We start from the raw sequence: 19,226 nt of genomic DNA, 5'->3' as shown, positions 1-19,226 counted from the left end.
TGATGGAATCTCAAGCCAGCCCGGCTTGCGCAGCAAGCCGGGCTGGCCATGCAGTCTAAAGCCAGTGCCTTGCTGTCAGCTCAGACCAGCCAGCGCAGCAGCGCCGCAGCGGCCGCACCCAGAATCACCACCAGCAAGAACGGTGCCCGCAGCCACAGGGCAAGCGCCGCCACCAGCAAGGCGCCCAGGCGCGCATCCAGGCTGATGCGCGTGCCGCTGGCCAGTGTGTTCATCACCGTCAGCGATGCCAGCAGCGCCACCGTCAGACAGGCCGCGATCTGGGCCATGCGCGGGCTGCGCATCCAGCGCTCGGGCAGGCTGTAGCCCAGCAGCTTGGTCACAAAGGCCAGCGCACAGGCCAGCAAGATCCATTGCCACAAAGACAGCGTCATTGCTCGGCCTCCGAAGGGCGCACCCAGCCCCAGAAGGCGCCCAGGGCCGCGGCCAGCAGAATCGGCACGCCTGCGGGCACCCAGGGTATGGCCAGGGCCGTGACCAGCCCGCAGCCCAGTGCCAGCGCCACCGGCTCGCGCGCATTGAGGCGCGGCCAGAGCAGACCGAGAAAGGCCGCCACGGCGGCTCCGTCGAGACCGAAGCGGCGCGTGTCGCCCAGTGCATTGCCCATCAGCGCGCCCAGCAAGGTGAACAGATTCCAGAGCAGGAACACGCCCGCCCCGGCAACCCAGAAGCCGCGCCGCTGCTCGGCCAGATCTTCCTGCCCCGATGCCGTGGCCGCAGATTCGTCGATGGTCCAGTGCGCGGCCAGCCAGCGCTGCAGCCCTTTGACACCCAGCAGACGGCTCATCTGCATGCCGTAGATGGCATTGCGCACGCCCAGAAGCGAGGCAGCGCTCACGGCCGCCATGCCGCTGCCGCCACCGGCAACCACGCCGATGAAGGCGAACTGCGAACCGCCCGTGAACATCAACGCGCTCAGCGCCATGGTCTGCCAGAGATTGAGGCCGGCCGCCACGGAAAGTGCACCGAAGGAGATGCCGTACAGCCCCGTCGCCACCGAAATCGACAACCCCATGCGCACGGCGGGCGTCATTGCAAAGCCTTTGAACAAGATATTTCCCGCAACAAGCCAGAACAATTCAGGAGCTGACAGCGCATGTGAACAAAGCACTTCAGGTCAAAAACAAGCTGAAGTTCTTTATTAGAAAGCGCAAGCAGCTCTCTTTTTTAAGGATTCGTCTCGGCAAGACCTAGTCGCCCCGGAACGAACGCGTATCAGTGCGCGTTTGGGTGAAAAGCTCAATGCGCCTTTTCCCAGCTGCTGCCAAAGCCGATCTCGGCCAGCAGCGGCACGGACAGGTCGGCCACGCCGGCCATGATGGCCGGGATCTCGGCCTGCACCCAGTCCCTGGCGGACTCGGGCAGCTCGAACACCAGTTCGTCATGCACCTGCATGATGACCAGCACCTCGGGCTTTTCGGTATCCAGCCTGGCCTGCACGGCCACCATGGCCTTCTTGATCAGATCGGCCGCCGTGCCCTGCATGGGGGCGTTGATGGCGGCGCGCTCGGCCGCTTTCTTGCGCGGGCCGTTGCCGCCATTGATCTCGGGCAGCACCAGGCGGCGGCCAAACACGGTCTCCACATAGCCCTGGGCGTGGGCCAGCTCCACGGTCTGGTCCATATAGCGCTTCACGCCGGGATAGCGCTGGAAGTACTTGTCGATATAGGCGGCCGCCGCCTTGGTTTCAATGCCCAGGTTCTTGGCCAGGCCGAAGCTGCTCATGCCGTAGATCAGGCCGAAGTTGATGACCTTGGCATAGCGGCGCTGCTCGCTGCTGACCTCGTCCACACTCACGCCGAAGACTTCGGCCGCCGTCGCCCGGTGCACGTCCAGGCCGTTCTTGAAGGCGCTCAGCAGGGCCTCGTCGCCCGACAGATGGGCCATGATGCGCAGCTCGATCTGTGAATAATCGGCGCTGGCAATCAGCTTGCCCTCGGGTGCCACAAAGGCTTCGCGCACGCGGCGGCCTTCGGGCGTGCGCACCGGAATGTTCTGCAGATTGGGGTCATTGCTGGACAGGCGCCCCGTCACCGCCACGGCCTGGGCGTAGTGGGTGTGCACGCGGCCATCGCTGGGCAGGGCCATCTGCGCCAGCTTGTCGGTGTAGGTGCCCTTGAGCTTGGACAGCGAGCGGTGCTCAAGCAGCTTGGCGGGCAGCGGATAGTCCTCGGCCAGCTTTTCCAGCACTTCCTCGTCCGTGCTGCGCGCGCCGGTGGCGGTCTTCTTCACGACAGGCATGCCCAGCTTGTCGAAGAAGATCTCGCCCAGTTGCTTGGGCGAGGACAGATTGAAGGGCTGGCCCGCAATCTCGTAAGCCTCTTCCTCGAGCTTGAGGATGCGCGCGCCCAGATCGTTGCTCTGGCGTGCCAGCTCGCCAGCGTCGATGCTCACGCCATTGCGCTCGATGCGAAACAGCGCTTCGCTGGTCTGCATTTCCAGCTCGTAGATATGCAGCAGACCGGCATGGGCCTGGATGCGCGGCCACAAGGTGTTGTGCACATCCAGGGTCTGGTCGGAGTCCTCGCAGCTGTACGCCGCGGCCTTGTCCACGCTCACCTGGGCAAACGGAATCTGGTTCTTGCCCTTGCCGCACAGGTCCTCGTAGCTGATGCCGCTGCGACTCACATGGCGCAGCGCCAGGCTGGTCAGATTGTGCGGACGGTCGGCTTCGAGCACATAGGACTGCAGCATGGTGTCGTGCGCATAGCCGCGCACGGTGATGCCGTGGTTGGCAAACACATGCTGGTCGTATTTGACATGCTGACCCAGCTTCTTCTTGCCGGCATCTTCCAGCCAGGGCTTGAGCCTGGCCAGCACCATGTCCATATCGAGCTGCTCGGGCACGTCCATGCCTTCGTGGCGCAGCGGAATATAGGCGGCCTCCCCCACGGCCACGCTGAAGGAGATGCCGACGATGCGGGCCACCATCTCGTCCAGCGAATCGGTCTCTGTATCCAGCGCGGTCAGCTCGGCGGCGCTGATCTTGGCCAGCCATTCATCGAGCTGAGCCTCGCTCAGGATGGTGGTGTAGAGCACATCGCGCTGCTGGGCAGTCACGGCGACCTCGGTCGCCGCCGCGTCATCGGCATCGAACAGGCCGCCCTGGGCACTGTCGACCTTGGCAGCCTTGCCTGGCTTGGCCGCCTTGGCTTCGGCTGCGGCGGCGCCCAGCGTGCGCACCAGCCCCTTGAAGCCGTATTTCTCGTAGAAGGGCGCAAGCGCTGCGCTATCGGGCTCGGCCAGCGTGATGGCATCGAGCTGCGGCAGGCCGCTGATATAGGAGGACAGATCGCAATCGGTCTTCATGGTCACCAACTGGCGGCTCAGCGCCAGCTGGCCGCTGGCAATCGCATCGCGCAGGTTCTGACCGGCAACGCCCTTGATATCTGCGGCGCGGGCGATCAGATTGTCCAGCGAACCATGCTCCTCCAGCCACTTGGCGGCGGTCTTGGGTCCGACCTTGGTCACGCCGGGCACGTTGTCCACGGTGTCGCCCACCAGGGCCTGGTAGTCGATCATCAGCGCCGGCGGCACGCCGAACTCGGCCGTCACTCCCGCCACGTCGCGCTTCTTGCCGTTCATGGTGTCGATGATGGTCACATGCTCGCCCACCAGCTGACTCAAGTCCTTGTCGCCGCTGGAGACGATGACCTTTATGCCCTGGGCCGCCGCGGTCTGCGCCAGCGTGGCGATCACGTCATCGGCTTCCACGCCGGGCACGGCCACCACCTTCCAGCCCAGCAGCTGAACCACCTCGTGGATGGGCTCGATCTGGCTGCGCAAGTCATCGGGCATGGGCGAGCGCGTGGCCTTGTACTCGGTGTACATCTCGTCGCGGAAGGTCGGGCCCGAGGCGTCGAACACGCAGACGGCGTAATCGGCCTGCACATCCTTCCTCAGCGCCTGCATCATGTTCACCATGCCGCGGATGGCGCCCGTGGCCGGGCTGGCCGGGTCGCCGGGAATCGCCCGCAGGTCGGGCATGGCATGGTAGGCGCGGTAGAGGTAGCTGGAGCCGTCCACCAGCACCAGGGTCTTGGAATTGCTCATACCCCGGATTGTGCACGCGTGCCCGGCTCCTCCGAGCTGCAGCCCAAAGACAGGCTGCGCCTGGTGGGACAATTCGAAGTCGCCCTACAATCTATGCATCATGCGCGCTGCACCACTTTTCATCATCCTGAGCCTGGCTGCCGGATCCGTTCTGGCCCAGTCCCCCACTCCTGCTCCGGCCAATGCCGTGGTCGCTCCTGCGCCCCAGGGCCAGCAGGACAACGCGGCGGCGACCGGCAGGCACAACCAGCGGATCGAACATATCCGCGTGGAAGATGCTGGCAGCCGTGTGGATGAAACCCGTGTGGGCGGTCAGACCCAGAGCATCACCGTGCAACCCAAGGTCGGCTCCATGCCCGAGTACGAGGTACAGTCCAACGACGGCGCCCGCGCAGCCCGCAACCGCGACAACAACAGCGGCGACACCACGGGCACCCGCGTCTGGAATTTCATCAAATTCTGAAGCGCGGCGCGCTTTTCCCCATTCATGACAGGGCAGTGCTTCACTGCCCTGTTGCATATAGACACCTTCTCCCCGCTAGTTCGGTCGGTCGCCCCAGACCGGCGTATTCACCATGGCTGTTTTCACCGAAGTTTCCGATAAAGATGCGCGCGAGCTGCTGCGCCGCATGTCCCTAGGCGCGTTCAAGGAATTGCGCGGCATTCAAGGCGGCATTGAAAACACCAACTATTTTCTGACGACCGACCAGGGAGAGTGGGTGCTGACACTGTTCGAGCGCCTGAGTGCCGAGCAGCTGCCTTTTTACCTCTACCTGATGAAGCACCTGGCACAAGCCGGGATTCCCGTGCCGGACCCGCAGGGCGAGACACGCAGCGGTGACATTCTGCTCAAGGTCTGCGGCAAGCCCGCATCCATCGTCAACCGACTGGCCGGCAAGAGCCAGCTGACCCCGGCTGCCGTGCACTGCGCTGCCGTGGGCGAGATGCTGGCGCGCATGCATCTGGCCGGTCAGGACTACAACCGCCAGCAGCCCAATCTGCGCGGCCTACCCTGGTGGAATGAAACCGTGCCCGTGGTCCTGCCCCATCTGGGCGAGGAAACCGCCGCCATGCTGCGCGCCGAGTTGGCCTATCAGAACCATATCGCCGCCTCGGCCAGCTATGCAGCCCTGCCGCGCGGCCCCATCCATGCCGACCTGTTCCGCGACAACGTGATGTTCGACGGCGACCGGCTGACCGGCTTTTTCGACTTCTATTTCGCGGGCGTGGACACCTGGCTCTTCGATCTGGCGGTCTGCCTCAACGATTGGTGTATCGATCACGCAACAGGTGCACATGATGCCGAGCGCGCCAAAGCCATGCTTGCGGCCTACCAGTCCGTGCGTCCTCTGACCGGGCCCGAGCGCGAGTTGCTCAACGCCCAGTTGCGTGCCGGCGCCCTGCGTTTCTGGATCTCCCGCCTCTGGGACTTCCATCTGCCGCGTGAAGCCGCACTGCTGCAGCCTCACGACCCCACCCACTTCGAGCGCGTGCTGAGCCAGCGCATCGCACATCCGCTGACGCTGGACTGAGTACCAGGCAAGCTGATTGCTCCGGGGCTTTTGATGGCCCCGCTCAGCCGTCTCGGGTACAGTGCAAGAAGCGACTTTTGCACGCTCTCGCAAAAGTATTTCAGCCTCTTCCATGAAACTTCAAATCGTTCCACCCGGCACCGGTCTGCAATGGGTGCTGCAGGGTCTGCGCACCTTCAAAAGCCAGCCCCTGGCCCTGGCCGCCCTGTTCTTTCTGGGCATGGCCAGCATGTCTCTGATCTCGGCCCTGCCGCTGATCGGCCCTGTCATTGCACTGGCACTGCTGCCATGCATCTCGCTGACCATGATGGTCGCGGCATCCGAAGCCGCCCACGGCCGCAAGCCCACACCGGCGCTGCTGCTGGTGGCTTTCCGCTCCGGCAGCCAGCATCTGCACTCCATGCTGATGCTGGGCGGCCTCTATGCCGCAGGCTTTTTGCTTATCATCGGTGCCTCCAGCCTTGTGGACGGCGGCACGTTTGCCAGCGTCTACCTGGGTCAGACTCCCATGACCCGAGAACTGGCCGAAGAGCCCGAGTTCCAGTCCGCCATGTGGCTGAGCATGTTTCTCTACCTGCCGCTGTCGCTGGCCTTCTGGCATGCTCCGGCGCTCATCCACTGGCATGGCATCAGCCCCGTCAAATCGCTGTTCTTCAGCTTTGTCGGCTGCATTCGCAATATCGGTGCCTATCTGGTGTTCGGTGTCTGCTGGATCGGCGTGTTCATCGTCTCAGGCATGGCCCTGGCCATCGTGACCGGCATCCTTGCCATGCTCATCGGCAGCATTGCCGGTGGCCTGATGGTGGCAACGGCACTGATGCTGGCAGCCATCTTTTTTACCTCGATCGTGTTTACCTTCCGTGACAGCTTCAGCCCGCCCGATGACGACCAGACTCTGATCGACTCCTCGTCGGGCACAGCGCCGCCATCATCGGATTCCTAAGCTCGAGCACTCCCCGCATCAGCCCCGCCCCCAGGTCGGGGCTTTTTTATGGGCTGAACACAGGCCCACGCCAGCAGATCATTCATCCCGGCGTCATCAAGCCGCCACGGCACTGTCATATTCGTTTCCTAGGATTCGCAGGACTGACCAAGGCATGCATCTCATGTCCTGGCATTCATCCAATTCAGCGCGGCCCCAAGTCTGCGCTTCACCCCACACTGCGAAACTCTCATGGCACAAAATCTGCTCAGCCGTCGTAAGGCCCTGCAACTCTTTTCCGGCGCTCCTCTGCTCCCACTGGGTTCGGTCGTGTCCGCATCCAGCCTGCTGGCCGCATGTGGTGGTGGTGACGATGACAACACAACGCCGACAACGCCTCCTGTCACCAAGAATTATGTTTCCGCCACCTTCACCAGCATGGCGGCGCCCACGCTGACCACGCCCGCCAATATGGCCACCATGTATGTGGCTTCGCAGCTCAAGGTGGCGTTCGACGACAAGAGCGAGCAGGTCTACGACCTGGGCTATCAGCCTTTCTTCGTGACCGGCGACATGGTCTCCAACGGCAAGGGCGACCAGGTGCTGGCCGGTGGTTACTACGACATCTACAACAACAAGATCATCGACAAGACGGTCGCAGGCAAAGAGCGCCACTTCTTCTCCGATTCGCCCGACGGCACCTCGCTGCTGACCGTGCCCAATGCCAAGGTGGACGGCGTCAAGGGCAAGCCCGTCTTTGCCGTGGTGCAGTTCGAGTACACCACCTGGGCTCAGGACGGCACGACCGATATGTACGGCAAGCTGCCCTCGCCCATCGCCGTGCTGACGCTGGACCAGGATCAGAGCACCGGCAAGCTGAGCCTGGTGAAATACCACAATGTGGACACCTCCAAGGTCCACGGTCTGTGGATCACCTGCGGTGCCAGTCTGTCGCCCTGGGGCACCCATCTGTCGTCGGAAGAGTACGAGCCCGACGCATTTGCTTCTTCCAACGCTCAGTTGCAGGCCTTCAGCCAGAACCTCTACGGCGATAGCAGCAAGGCTAACCCCTACCACTACGGCCACATGCCCGAAGTGATCGTCAATGTCGACGGCACGGCCACCATCAAGAAGCACTTCTGCATGGGCCGCATCTCGCACGAGCTGGTGCAGGTCATGCCCGACCAGCGCACCGCCCTCATGGGTGACGATGCCACCAACAGCGGCTATTTCGTCTTCGTGGCAGACAAGGAAAAAGACCTGTCCTCGGGCACGCTGTATGCCGCCAAGGTCGGCGCGGGCTTCTCCATCGACCCTGCAGCCAAGAGCGCTGCACCCCTGACCTGGATCAAGCTGGGTTCTGCCACCAGCGCCGAGATCGAAAACCTGGCCAACACGCTCAAGCCTGCGGACATCATGACCGTGCTCAAGGCCGACCCCAGCGACTCCAGCTACACCAAGATCACGGCCAACGGCAAGGTCGAGTGGATCAAGATCAACCCCGGCATGGACAAGGCTGCCGCCTTCCTCGAAACCCACCGCTACGCCGCCTTCAAGGGCGCCAGCATGGGCTTTACCAAGATGGAAGGCACGACCGTCAACGCCAAGGACAAGATCGCCTACTCCGCCCTGCAGAACGTGCAGTCCTCCATGGTGGCCGGCAATGCCGCCAACGTGCCTAGCAACGGCGTCTCCGTGCCCAAGCAGCTGGTCGCCGGCGTGGTGATGGCGCTGAACCTCAAGGGCGGCCAGAAGGATACCGACGGCGCAGCCATCAGCAGCGAATGGATGCCCGTGGACACGGCTCCCCTGCTGGCTGGCGAGGATCTGCTGGACAGCGACGGCAAGACCCTCAAGGGCGACGCCCTGGGTAACACCGCCAACCCCAACAAGATTGCCAACCCCGACAACCTCAAGTTCTCGGAGAAAATGCGCACCCTGTTCATCGGCGAGGACAGCAGCCAGCACGTCAACAACTTCATGTGGGCCTACAACGTGGACACCAAGCAGCTGTCGCGCGTGCTGTCCGTGCCCGCAGGCGGTGAATCCACGGGCCTGCATGCCGTGGACGAGATCAACGGCTGGACCTACATCATGAGCAACTTCCAGCACGCTGGCGACTGGGGCGGCATCCACGCCAACGTCAAGACCCAGCTGGATCCGCTGATCAAGGCCAACTACAAGGACAAGTTCGGCTCCGCCGTGGGCTACATCACGGCCTCGCCCGCCCAGATGAAGCTCAGCGCCAAATAAGCGCCAACGCCTCATAAAAAAGCCGCCTTCTACAAGGCGGCTTTTTGCTGGGCAAAGGCGCTATGCCTCAGTCCACAATCGTCAGCTTGGCAATCGCAAGCGCCAGCCACTTGGTGCCATGGCGGCCAAAGCTGACCTGTGCGCGCGCATCGTCACCCGAGCCTTCCACCGCCAGCACCTTGCCCTCGCCAAACTTGTTGTGGAACACCGCGATACCGGCCTTGATGCCGTGCGCGGGCTCGGCCTTTTGCTGCGGCACGGGCGGGCTGGCAAAGACTTCGGTCTGCTTGCCGCCCCAGCCCGAGCCCGAGCCGTATTGACCTCCAGCCCTTGATCCCCAGGCACCACCGGCGCCTGAAGAGGGCGCAAAACTGCCAAAGCCGCTTTGCCTGGGCGTGATCCACTTGAGCGCTTCCTCAGGCAGCTCGTCAAAGAAACGGCTCTTGACGTTGTAGCGCGTCTGGCCATGCAGCATGCGCGTCTGCGAATGGCTCAGATACAGACGCTTGCGCGCACGCGTGATGGCCACATAGGCCAGGCGCCGTTCCTCCTCCAGACCGCCACGATCCATCATGGCGTTCTCGTGCGGGAACAGGCCTTCCTCCACACCGCCGATGAACACGGCATCGAACTCCAGGCCCTTGGAGGCATGCACGGTCATCAGCTGCACGGCATCCTGGCCCGCCTGGGCCTGGTTGTCGCCCGCTTCCAGTGCCGCATGCACGAGAAAGGCCTGCAGCGGCGACAGCGTCTCGCCGGTATCGGCATTGACCATGGAGGCTGCCGTACCTGCCGGTGCCCTGAGCGCCTCGTCCAGCAGCGGCTGATTCGGGTCCAGCCCCTGGCTGACCGGCGACTGGCTCAGCTGCGGCGCATTCTGCTGCTCGTCCAGCGGCATGGCCACGGCATCGCGGCCAAAGCCTTCCTGGGTCACAAAGCTCTCGGCAGCCGTGACCAGTTCCTGCAAGTTCTCGATGCGGTCCGCGCCTTCCTTCTCGTTGCGGTAATGCTCGATCAGCCCGCTTTGCTCTTCCACGGTCTCGATGATTTCACGCAGCGTGCGCCCCTGCGTCTGCTCGCGCAGCACATCGATCTGGGCCACAAAGCCCTGCAGCTTGGTGCCTGCCGCGCCGCCCACGGCGGTGACGGCATCGCTCAGCGAAGTGCCGCTGCTGCGTGCCGTGTCCTGCAGGACTTCGATCGTGCGCGCGCCGATACCGCGTGCGGGGAAGTTCACCACGCGCAGGAAACTGGTGTCGTCGTGCGGGTTCTCCAGCAGGCGCAGATAGGCCAGGGCGTGCTTGATTTCGGCGCGCTCGAAAAAGCGCAGGCCGCCATACACACGGTAGGGAATTTTGGAATTGAACAGCGCCGACTCGATCACCCGGCTTTGCGCATTGCTGCGGTAGAGCACGGCAATTTCCTGGCGCGTGAAGCCATCGTTTCTGACCAGCTGCTTGATCTCGTCGACCATCCACGCAGCCTCGGCCAGATCGCTGGGCGCCTCGTAGATGCGCACCGGCTCGCCCGGGCCCTGGCTGGTGCGCAGGTTCTTGCCCAGGCGGTTGCTGTTGTGGCTGATCAGCGCATTGGCGCAGTCGAGGATGTTGCTGAAGGAGCGATAGTTCTGCTCCAGCTTGATCTGGTTTTTGACGTCGAACTCGCGGATGAAGTCGGCCATATTGCCCACGCGCGCTCCGCGAAAGGCATAGATGCTCTGGTCGTCGTCACCCACGGCAATCACGCTGGCAGCCGACTCGTAGCGCCCGCCCACATCGTCGCCCGCCAGTTGCTTGAGCCACTGGTACTGCAGCTTGTTGGTGTCCTGGAACTCGTCCACCAGGATGTGCTGAAAGCGGCGTTGATAGTGGTGGCGCAGATGGGCATCGTCACGCAGCAGCTCGTAGCTGCGCAGCATCAGCTCGCCGAAATCGACCACGCCTTCGCGCTGGCATTGCTCTTCGTAGAGCTGGTACAGCTCCACTTTCTTGCGAGTGTCGGGGTCGGTCGCCACCACATCGCCAGGGCGCATGCCCTCTTCCTTGCAGCCCGCAATGAAGTACATCAGCTGCTTGGGCGGAAAGCGCTCATCGTCCACATTGAACTGCTTGCACAGACGCTTGATGGCCGAGAGCTGGTCTTGCGTATCCAGAATCTGGAACGCCTGGGGCAACTTCGCGGCCTGATAGTGGGCGCGCAGCAGTCGGTTGCACAAGCCGTGGAACGTGCCTATCCACATGCCGCGCACGTTGTAGGGCAGCATGGCCGACAGGCGCGTGAGCATCTCCTTGGCGGCCTTGTTGGTGAAGGTCACGGCCATGATGGAGCCGGGCGTGGCCTGACCGGTCTGCAGCAGCCAGGCGATACGCGTGGTCAGCACACGCGTCTTGCCCGAGCCGGCACCCGCCAGAATCAGCGCATGGCCCGCAGGCAGGGTCACCGCGGCCAGCTGCTCATCGTTGAGGCCGGTCAGCAGGGGCGAGTGAGAGGCGGGATTGGCGCCGGAATTTGCACCGTCTGGCGCGGAGTCAAGCAGGTCGATCGGGAACATAGCCCCCCATTGTAGAAATGCTGGCGACTCCCTTCGACTTGCTGCTGCTTTCGTGGCTTCATGCTCCTGAAAGAAAAGCTGCTTGCGCCTGATAAATATGAATTTCAGATACTTTCATATCTGAAACTCAAGAATATTAAGCGCAAGCAGCTATCAATTCATTCAAGCCACGGCACTCACACTCAGTGTCCACCCGCACCGGGCTCGACCGTGCGGCTCGGCCTCGGTGCCAACCAGATCGCGCAGGCTGCCAGCACAAAGCCGCCCGCGATGATGAACATGATCTGGTTGGTGGCCAGCATCACGCTCTGGCTGGTGATGAGCTGATCGAGCGCCGACAGCGCCGCATCGGGACTCATGCCCGACTGCTGCAGCCCGTGCAACACCTCGCCGCTGGCATCGCTCAAACCCACCAGATCCGCATGCTTGCGCGTCGTGCCATTCTCCCAGGCCGTGTTGACCACGGAGACCGCAGCCGCGCCCGAGAGGGTGCGCAGAAAGTTCATCAGGCCGGCGGCGTTGTCCATCTCCTGCGGCTCCACGCTGGCCAGCGCCAGCCCGGTGGTCGGGATGAAGAAGAACGGCAGACCCAGCCCCATGAACATCAGCGGCAGGGCGATGTCCCAATAGCCCATGTCCGTGGTCGCGAACGCGCGCCAGAAGGTGATCACCCCCATCCAGAACACGCCGCCAAAGATCAGCCGGCGCGGGTCCACCCGGGCCGCCAGCCCGGCCGCAGCCGGCGCCACGAACAGCGCGAACAAGCCCGTCCAGGCCGTGACCAGACCCGCCAGCGTGGCCGTGTAGCCCATGAAGCTCTGCAGCCACAGCGGCGTGAGCACATTGACGGCGAAGAAGGCCGCAAACGCCAGACTGATGGTCAGCACGGCCATGGAAAAGCCGCGATGCCTGAAGACGCGCAGATCAACGATCGGGTGCTCGGCATGCAGCTCCCATATCATGAAGGCCGCAAAGCCCACCACGGCGACCACGGCCAGCGCCACGATCATGGGCGAGGCAAACCAGTCCAGGTTCTTGCCTTCGTCCAGCATCAGCTGCAGCGAACCCACCCAGACGATGAGCAACACCAGGCCCACAGTGTCTATGGGGTTCTTGAGCAGCGGCTGCTCGTAGCGCCTGACCAGATGCCAGACCGCGAACGCGCAGACCAGGGCCACCGGGATGTTGATCAGAAAGATCCAGTGCCAGGTGTACTCGTCGCAGATCCAGCCGCCCACGATGGGGCCCAGCACGGGGGCGATCAGCGTGGTCATGGACCACAGACCGATGGCCGCAGGCGCCATCCGCGGCGGGAAGATGCGCAGCAGCAGCGACTGGGACAGCGGCATCAGCGGGCCGCCGGCCAGGCCCTGCAAGATGCGCGCAAACACCAGCATGCCCAGCGAATTGGCCAGGCCGCACAGCAGCGATGCCAGACCGAACAAGCCCATGGCCGTGGCAAACACGCGCACCGCGCCGAAGCGCGCCGCCAGCCAGCCGGTCAGCGGCACGGTGATGGCCTCGGCCACCGCATAGCTGGTGATGACCCAGGTGCCCTGGCTGGTGGTCGCGCCCAGATTGCCGGCGATGCTGGGCACGGAGACATTGGCCACCGTCATGTCCAGCACGGCCATGAAATTGGCCGCGGCCAGCACCAGGGCCGCCAGCCACAGCGTGCCCCCCGTCAGCGGCACCATGCCGGCGGCCATGGGCACGGCGGGCGCATCGGCCGCTGCGGCCGCACTTGCGTTGTGATCGCTCATGAGACGCTCACTGCGCGGCCGTGGTCGCCACGCCGGCTGCGTCGGCAGGGCCGCTGCGGGTGTCCACCGTCACCTGCATGGACAGGCCCACGCGCAGCGGGTTGCGGGCCAGCTCGGCGGCATCGAGCTGAATGCGCACCGGCAGGCGCTGCACCACCTTGATCCAGTTGCCCGTGGCGTTCTGCGCGGGAATGGCTGCAAACGCCGAGCCAGAGCCGCCGCTGAAGCCCACCACAGTGCCGCTGTACTTCACATCGCTGCCGTAGAGATCGGACTGCAGCTGCACGCGCTGGCCCACGCGCACCTTGCCCAGCTGGCCCTCCTTGAAGTTGGCATCCACATAGATCCGCTGCACCGGCACCACCGTCATCAAGGGCGCACCGGCCTGCACGCGCTGACCGATCTGCACGCTGCGCCTGGCCACCACGCCATCGACGGGAGCGCGCACCGTGCTGCGATCCAGATCGACCTGGGCCTGATCGCGACGCGCCTGCGCCAGCTGCACCTCGGGATTGGTCTCGGCATCTGCACCCTCGATCAAGGTGGCGTTGACCTGCTTGGCACCAATGGCGGCCTCGCGGTTGGCCCTGGCCTGTGCCTGCGCGGCCACGGCCGATGCGAGCTGCGCCTTCGCTGCGGCAAAGGCGTTCTGCGCCTGCGTCAGCTCCTCGCCCGAGACCGAACCGCTCCTGGCCAAGGCCTGGCGGCGCTGCAAATCGATGGTGGCACGCTCCATATCGGCCTCGGCCGCCAGCAGCTGCGCGGCCGCGCGCTTTTCATCGGCCTCGCGGGCCGTCACCTGGGCCTTGAGGCCGCCATCATTGGCCACATAGCCCTTGACGCGGCGCATGGCGCGGGCCAGCTCGGCCTCGGCCTGGGCCAGTGCCAGCCTGGCATCCGTGGGATCGATGCGCAGCAGCACATCGCCTTGCTTGACGGCCTGGGTGTCCCTGACCAGCACCTCCAGCACCGTGCCACCAATGGATGGCGTGACCTGCGCCACCTCGGCCGCCGCATAGGCGTTGTCGGTGGAAACGAAGTGGGAGGCATGCAGCCACCAATAGGCGCCGGCGGCCGCACCGGCAAGCAGCACCACGCCAGCCAGCCCGGCCAGCAGCCGGTTGCGGCGCTGTTCGCGCACAGCAGGATTCGCGCTCACGGAAGAAGCGTTTTCAGTCATACAAAAACCTCGGAAATATTCTGGGAGTCACGCAAACAGGACTGCATTCGAGGCCTGCCTGCTGAGGCAGCCGTCTTGCCCGAACCTGTTTTGCGCAAGTCGTGATTCAGTTCTGGAAAGTGGCTCAGGCCTTTGGCAAAGCCGCATGCTGGACGCCGGCTGACTCGCTCCAGCCGCCGCCCAGTGCGCGATGCAGACCGATATCGAGCGTCAGGGCGCGCGACTGCACATCGACCAGCTGGCGCACGCTGGCAAGCAGCTGGTCTTCCGCCGACAGCACATCGAGATAGCGCGCCAGCCCGCCCTCATAGCGGTTGCGCGCCACGCGATGCGCCTCGGTCGCGGCCGTCACGGCCTGCTGCATGGCCGTCAGCTGCTGCTGCAGCGCCTGCTGGCTGACGGCGTTGTCCGCCACCTCCTGCAAGGCCCGGTTCAGCGTGCTGCGGTACTGGGCCACGGCCTCGTCATAACGGGCACGCGCTGCCCCCAGTTGCGAGCGCAAGCGGCCGCCATTGAAGATCGGCAGGCTGACGGCCGGGCCTACGCTGGCGATGCTGGAGCCGCTTCGGGTCAGCATGTCCAGGCCCAGCGACTGCACGCCGACAAAGGCGCTGAGATTCACATCGGGATAGAACTCGGCCTGTTGCGATGCCACGCGCGACTCCAACGCCTGTGCCTGCAGGCGGGCCGCCACCACATCGGGGCGACGGCCCAGCAGATGCGCCGGCAACTGCTCGGGCAAGGCCCATTGCTGCTGCCACGGCGATTGCAGGCGCCCGGCATCGAGCACGATGGCCGCACCACGATCGGGAGCGGCGCCAATCAGCGCCGCAATGCTGTTGCGCTGCAAGCCGAGCTGTTCCTGCATCTGTGCCAGCTCGGCCTGTGCAGCCGCCAGACGCGCCCTGGCGCTGTGCACGCTGCCCTGGTTTTCGAGCCCGTTGGCATAGCGCTGCTCAAACAACTCGGCCGTGGTCCGGCGCACCTGCACCGATTGCTCCAGCGTCTGCGTATTGGCGGCCAGACGCAGCAGCTGTGCATAGGCCAGGGCCACATTGCTGGACAGCAAGAGACGCGCCTGGGCGGCATCGGCCTCGCGCGCTGCCAGCTCGCCGGCAGCGGCGGCCACGGCGGCGCGCTGCTTGCCCCACAGATCCAGCGACCAGCTCAGGTCCAGCGTGGCGCGGCCATAGTCATTCATGCCGCGCGGCGCGAAGGCCTCTGGCGTCAGATGGTTGTAGCTGAGCTTGTCCTCGCTGACCGAGGCGCGGGCGGAAAGCTGCGGCGCAGAGGCCGCCTCGCTCACACCCAGCATGGCCCTGGCCTGCAGCACGCGGGCTGCGGCGGCCGCCATATCGGGAGCGCCCTCCAGGGCCTCGGCGATCAGCTGATCGAGCTGTGCGTCGCCATAGCGCTGCCACCATTGCTGGCTGGGCCAGTCCATGGGCGGGGCATGGCTTGCAGCCTGCAGAGTCTCGGGCACGGGCTGCGCCAGCATGGCCTTGCCCTCCCATTCGGGAATCTGGGCACAGGCTGCCAGAACCGCCGGCAAGCCCAGAACCCACCAGCCATGGCGCCCGCGCCGAATCCTCTGCGGCGCGGCGGCTATGCATTGAGTCATGAAATACTTTAATAATGAACTGTACTGTACAGTATATGTTTCCAGCGTTTGAGATCGCAAGCGCTACACTGAAAGACATCACAACCGCCCCAGGACATTTCGCCCCATGCGCACCAAAACGGAAGAAAAGCGACAAGCCATCATTGACGTTGCAGCGGCCACCTTTGGCGAACTGGGCTTCGAGCGCACTTCCATGTCCGAGATATGCACGCGGCTGGGCGGCTCCAAGGCCACGCTCTACAACTACTTCCCGTCCAAGGAAGCGCTGTTTCTGGAGGTGATGTTCCAGGCCTCCGAGGCCGACTTCCAGAACACCATGCTGGCGCTGCAGACCGGCAATGACGATGCGGCGCAGACGCTGTGCAACTTTGGCCAGCGTTTCCTGGGCCTGCTGTATTCGCCAGAGGTGATGTCCGTGCGCCGCCTGCTGGTCTCCGAAGGCGGTCGCGCCAATATCGGCCAACGCTGCTGGGACATGGGACCGGCGCGCGGCAACGCCGCCATCAATGCCTTCTTGCAGCAGGGCATAGAGCGCCGCCTGCTGCGCAGTGCCGATACAGAAGTCATGCGCCATCATCTGCTGGCGCTGCTGGAGGCCGAGTTGCTGCCGCGCTTCATGTTCCAGCACCTGCCCGCCCCCTCTGCGCAGGAGATTGCCCTGTGCACCGAGCGCGCTGTGGATGCCTTTATGCGGGTCTATGGCACACCGGGTGACACACAGGGCAAAAGTGACGCTATAAGAAAGCCCTTATAACCCTCATAACGATGTCGGAACATACGATTTGCGCCGACGCCGTATAGAATCAATCACCGGGCCCAAGTTTTTTGAGGTCCGGTTTTTTTTGCCTGCTGCATGCCGGCACTGCCAAAAACCGGGCTCCAAGCCAAGCGCCTATCCTTGAAAATTGAGGTGGGTGAGATTCCCGCCGTGACCTTTTCCGGAGCTTGGAACCATGGAAATCTTCGACTACGACAACATTCTTCTGCTTCCCCGCATGTGCCGCGTGGAAAGCCGTTCGGAATGTGACACCAGCGTGGTGCTGGGCAACCGCAGCTTCAAGCTGCCTGTGGTGCCCGCCAACATGAAGACGGTGGTGGACGAGAAGATCTGCACTTATCTGGCACAAAACGGCTTCTTCTATGTGATGCACCGTTTTGACATCGACAACGTGGCCTTCACCAAGGACATGCAGTCCAAGGGACTGTTTGCCTCCATCTCTCTGGGTGTCAAGCAGCCGGACTGCGAAACGGTGGACCGTTTCGTGGCCGACGGCATCTGCCCCGAATACATCACCATCGACATTGCCCACGGCCATGCCGAGAGCGTGAAGAACATGATTGCCTACATCAAGGCCAAGATCCCTGCGGCCTTTGTGATTGCCGGCAACGTCGCCACGCCCGAGGCCGTGATCGACCTCGAAAACTGGGGTGCGGACGCCACCAAGGTCGGCGTGGGTCCCGGCAAGGTTTGCATCACCAAGCTCAAGACCGGCTTCGGCACGGGCGGCTGGCAGCTGTCGGCGCTCAAGTGGTGCGCCCGCGTGGCGACCAAGCCCATCATTGCCGACGGCGGCATCCGCAGCCACGGCGACATCGCCAAGAGCATTCGTTTCGGTGCCACCATGGTGATGATAGGCTCCCTGTTTGCGGGCCATGAAGAGTCGCCCGGCAAGACCGTGGAAGTGGACGGCCAGCTGTTCAAGGAATACTACGGCTCGGCCTCCGACTTCAACAAGGGCGAGTACAAGCATGTGGAAGGCAAGCGCATTCTGGAGCCCGTCAAGGGCCCGCTGATGAACACGCTGGTCGAGATGCAGCAGGACGTGCAGTCCTCCATCAGCTACGCAGGCGGCACCAAGCTCATGGACATCCGCAAGGTCAACTACGTCATCCTCGGCGGCGACAATGCCGGCGAGCATCTGCTGATGTAGGCCGCCAGGCGCGACTCACCAGCGCGAAGGTGAACCTCCAAAAAAAAGCAACAAGGGCAGCTCAGGCTGCCCTTGTTGTTTTCAGCTATCCCTTTTTCTGCATCCTGCGCGCACAACTGATCTGTGATCATGGCCGCGATTGCGGCCTTCACCAGGGCTTAGCATGTCGTCATTCATAAAAGCTCCAGGGAAACAACGCCATGAACACATTGAAGATCGCAGTTCTGGGCACGGGCATGATGGGCCTGCCCATGGCCCGCCGCCTGGCTCAGGCCGGCCATGAGGTCCACGCCTGGAACCGCACCCGCGCCAAGGCCGAGCCGCTGGCTGCCGATGGCGTGAGCATCCACGACAGCGCGGCAGATGCCGTGCGCGGCGTGGACTTTGCCGTGAGCCTGCTGGAGAGCGGCGCCATCGTGGGCGAAGTGCTGTTCACGCTGGGGGTTGCCGATGCCATGCCCAAGGGCTCGCTGTTCATCGACATGGCTTCCATCCAGCCGCGCGAGGCGCGTGAACATGCCGACAAGCTTGCCGCGCTGGGCGTGCGGCATCTGGATGCTCCCGTCTCGGGCGGCACGCTGGGTGCGCAAGCCGGCACGCTGGCCATCATGGCCGGTGGCGAGGCTGCGGATTTCGAACATGCCCTGCCCGTCTTTGCAGCGCTTGGCCGTGCCACCCATGTGGGCCCGCACGGCGCAGGCCAGCTCGCGAAACTGGCCAACCAGATGATCGTGGGCATCACCATCGGTGCCGTGGCCGAAGCGCTGCTGCTGGCCGAACGTGGCGGCGCCGACCCTGCCAAGGTGCGTGAAGCCATCTCCGGCGGCTTTGCCGACAGCCGCATCCTGCAAGTGCATGGCGAACGCATGATCAAGCACGACTTTGCGCCACGCGGGCGCATGACGGTGCAGCTCAAGGACATGCGCAACGCCATCGCCACGGCCGAGGAAGTCGGCTTTGACGCGCCCATCACCGGCCTGCTGGAGCAGCTCTATGCCGAGGGAGTGAAAAACGGCCTGGGCGACCTGGACCAGGCGGGTCTGTTCGTGGAATTGCAACGCCGCAACGCACTGGATTAAAAAAATCCGCGGGTTTTCCTGCAAGCCCTCCAGAATTAGCGCATAATTGCGGTCTTGCTTGCAGCGCAGGCATCGTGTGGGGCTCTTAGCTCAGCTGGTAGAGCAGCGGACTCTTAATCCGTTGGTCGAGTGTTCGAATCACTCAGGGCCCACCAAATTTCTTCAGTCTGATTCTTCAGATTGATCCTCCGGATTTACTCCGGCGGGCTCTTAGCTCAGTTGGTAGAGCAGCGGACTCTTAATCCGTTGGTCGAGTGTTCGAATCACTCAGGGCCCACCAAAAATTTATTCGGTCTGATGCTTCAGATCGATCCTCCGGTTTA

Annotated in this window: 14 protein-coding genes and 2 tRNA genes; 9 read left to right on the top strand and 7 right to left on the bottom strand. The window is 63.7% G+C overall.

From position 1 onward, the window contains the following. Positions 1-80 precede the first annotated feature (80 nt). The 3 genes from JAO85_RS04095 to polA all read right to left on the bottom strand — a co-directional run bounded on the left by JAO85_RS04095 (position 81) and on the right by polA (position 4,071). The gene (locus JAO85_RS04095) at positions 81-392 is read right to left on the bottom strand and encodes an AzlD domain-containing protein (protein WP_003067787.1); all 312 of its coding nucleotides are present in this window, start codon (positions 390-392) and stop codon (positions 81-83) included. Beyond that, a complete protein-coding gene (locus tag JAO85_RS04090; RefSeq protein ID WP_034362752.1) occupies positions 389-1,051 on the bottom strand; it encodes an AzlC family ABC transporter permease in 663 nt (220 codons plus the stop codon). Before JAO85_RS04090 ends, JAO85_RS04095 begins: the two co-directional genes overlap by 4 nt. 206 nt (positions 1,052-1,257) lie before the next feature. Continuing rightward, positions 1,258-4,071 (bottom strand): DNA polymerase I, encoded by a 2,814-nt coding sequence (gene polA, locus JAO85_RS04085; protein WP_202787559.1) that lies wholly within the window; start codon positions 4,069-4,071, stop codon positions 1,258-1,260. Between the two features lie 100 nt (positions 4,072-4,171). Between polA and JAO85_RS04080 the strand changes: the two genes are divergently transcribed. The 4 genes from JAO85_RS04080 (at position 4,172) to JAO85_RS04065 (ending at position 8,778) form a co-directional block, all read left to right on the top strand. After that, positions 4,172-4,534 (top strand): hypothetical protein, encoded by a 363-nt coding sequence (locus JAO85_RS04080; protein ID WP_003067794.1) that lies wholly within the window; start codon positions 4,172-4,174, stop codon positions 4,532-4,534. A gap of 112 nt (positions 4,535-4,646) precedes the next feature. After that, a complete protein-coding gene (locus tag JAO85_RS04075) occupies positions 4,647-5,603 on the top strand; it encodes a homoserine kinase (RefSeq protein ID WP_003067796.1) in 957 nt (318 codons plus the stop codon). Between the two features lie 112 nt (positions 5,604-5,715). Then, positions 5,716-6,546 (top strand): BPSS1780 family membrane protein, encoded by an 831-nt coding sequence (locus JAO85_RS04070; protein WP_003067798.1) that lies wholly within the window; start codon positions 5,716-5,718, stop codon positions 6,544-6,546. A 231-nt stretch (positions 6,547-6,777) separates the two neighbouring features. Next, the gene (locus JAO85_RS04065; protein WP_202787558.1) at positions 6,778-8,778 is read left to right on the top strand and encodes a PhoX family phosphatase; all 2,001 of its coding nucleotides are present in this window, start codon (positions 6,778-6,780) and stop codon (positions 8,776-8,778) included. A gap of 67 nt (positions 8,779-8,845) precedes the next feature. On the opposite strand, the gene JAO85_RS04060 is transcribed toward JAO85_RS04065, so the two are convergent. The 4 genes from JAO85_RS04060 to JAO85_RS04045 form a co-directional block, all read right to left on the bottom strand. Continuing rightward, positions 8,846-11,329 carry a UvrD-helicase domain-containing protein gene (locus JAO85_RS04060; RefSeq protein WP_202787557.1) on the bottom strand — a complete coding sequence of 828 codons (2,484 nt, stop codon included), beginning with the start codon at positions 11,327-11,329 and terminating at the stop codon, positions 8,846-8,848. A 182-nt stretch (positions 11,330-11,511) separates the two neighbouring features. Next, positions 11,512-13,092, bottom strand: coding sequence for a DHA2 family efflux MFS transporter permease subunit (locus JAO85_RS04055; protein WP_003067803.1), 1,581 nt, complete (start codon positions 13,090-13,092; stop codon positions 11,512-11,514). Between the two features lie 7 nt (positions 13,093-13,099). Continuing rightward, positions 13,100-14,272 (bottom strand): HlyD family secretion protein, encoded by a 1,173-nt coding sequence (locus JAO85_RS04050; RefSeq protein ID WP_087864694.1) that lies wholly within the window; start codon positions 14,270-14,272, stop codon positions 13,100-13,102. A gap of 124 nt (positions 14,273-14,396) precedes the next feature. Then, positions 14,397-15,893, bottom strand: a complete 1,497-nt coding sequence (locus tag JAO85_RS04045) for an efflux transporter outer membrane subunit (protein WP_202787556.1) — start codon at positions 15,891-15,893, stop codon at positions 14,397-14,399. A 106-nt stretch (positions 15,894-15,999) separates the two neighbouring features. Here JAO85_RS04045 and JAO85_RS04040 point away from each other — a divergent pair, with 106 nt between their 5' ends. From JAO85_RS04040 to JAO85_RS04020, 5 genes are all read left to right on the top strand, one after another. After that, positions 16,000-16,647: a TetR/AcrR family transcriptional regulator gene (locus JAO85_RS04040; RefSeq protein ID WP_202787555.1), complete on the top strand. Its 648-nt coding sequence runs from the start codon at positions 16,000-16,002 to the stop codon at positions 16,645-16,647. A gap of 199 nt (positions 16,648-16,846) precedes the next feature. Then, positions 16,847-17,824, top strand: coding sequence for a GMP reductase (locus JAO85_RS04035; RefSeq protein WP_202787554.1), 978 nt, complete (start codon positions 16,847-16,849; stop codon positions 17,822-17,824). Positions 17,825-18,024: 200 nt separating this feature from the next. Then, positions 18,025-18,903 (top strand): NAD(P)-dependent oxidoreductase, encoded by an 879-nt coding sequence (locus JAO85_RS04030; protein WP_202787553.1) that lies wholly within the window; start codon positions 18,025-18,027, stop codon positions 18,901-18,903. Between the two features lie 79 nt (positions 18,904-18,982). Further along, positions 18,983-19,058, top strand: a tRNA-Lys gene (locus JAO85_RS04025). Between the two features lie 49 nt (positions 19,059-19,107). Then, positions 19,108-19,183: transfer RNA gene (locus JAO85_RS04020), tRNA-Lys, on the top strand. The last annotated feature ends 43 nt before the right edge of the window (positions 19,184-19,226 follow it).

The sequence above is a fragment of the Comamonas sp. NyZ500 genome, assembly GCF_016772095.1.
Taxonomy (GTDB): Bacteria; Pseudomonadota; Gammaproteobacteria; order Burkholderiales; family Burkholderiaceae_C; genus Comamonas; species Comamonas thiooxydans.
Note: the sequence above shows the minus strand (reverse complement) of the source record. Positions and strands in the feature narration are given on the sequence as shown.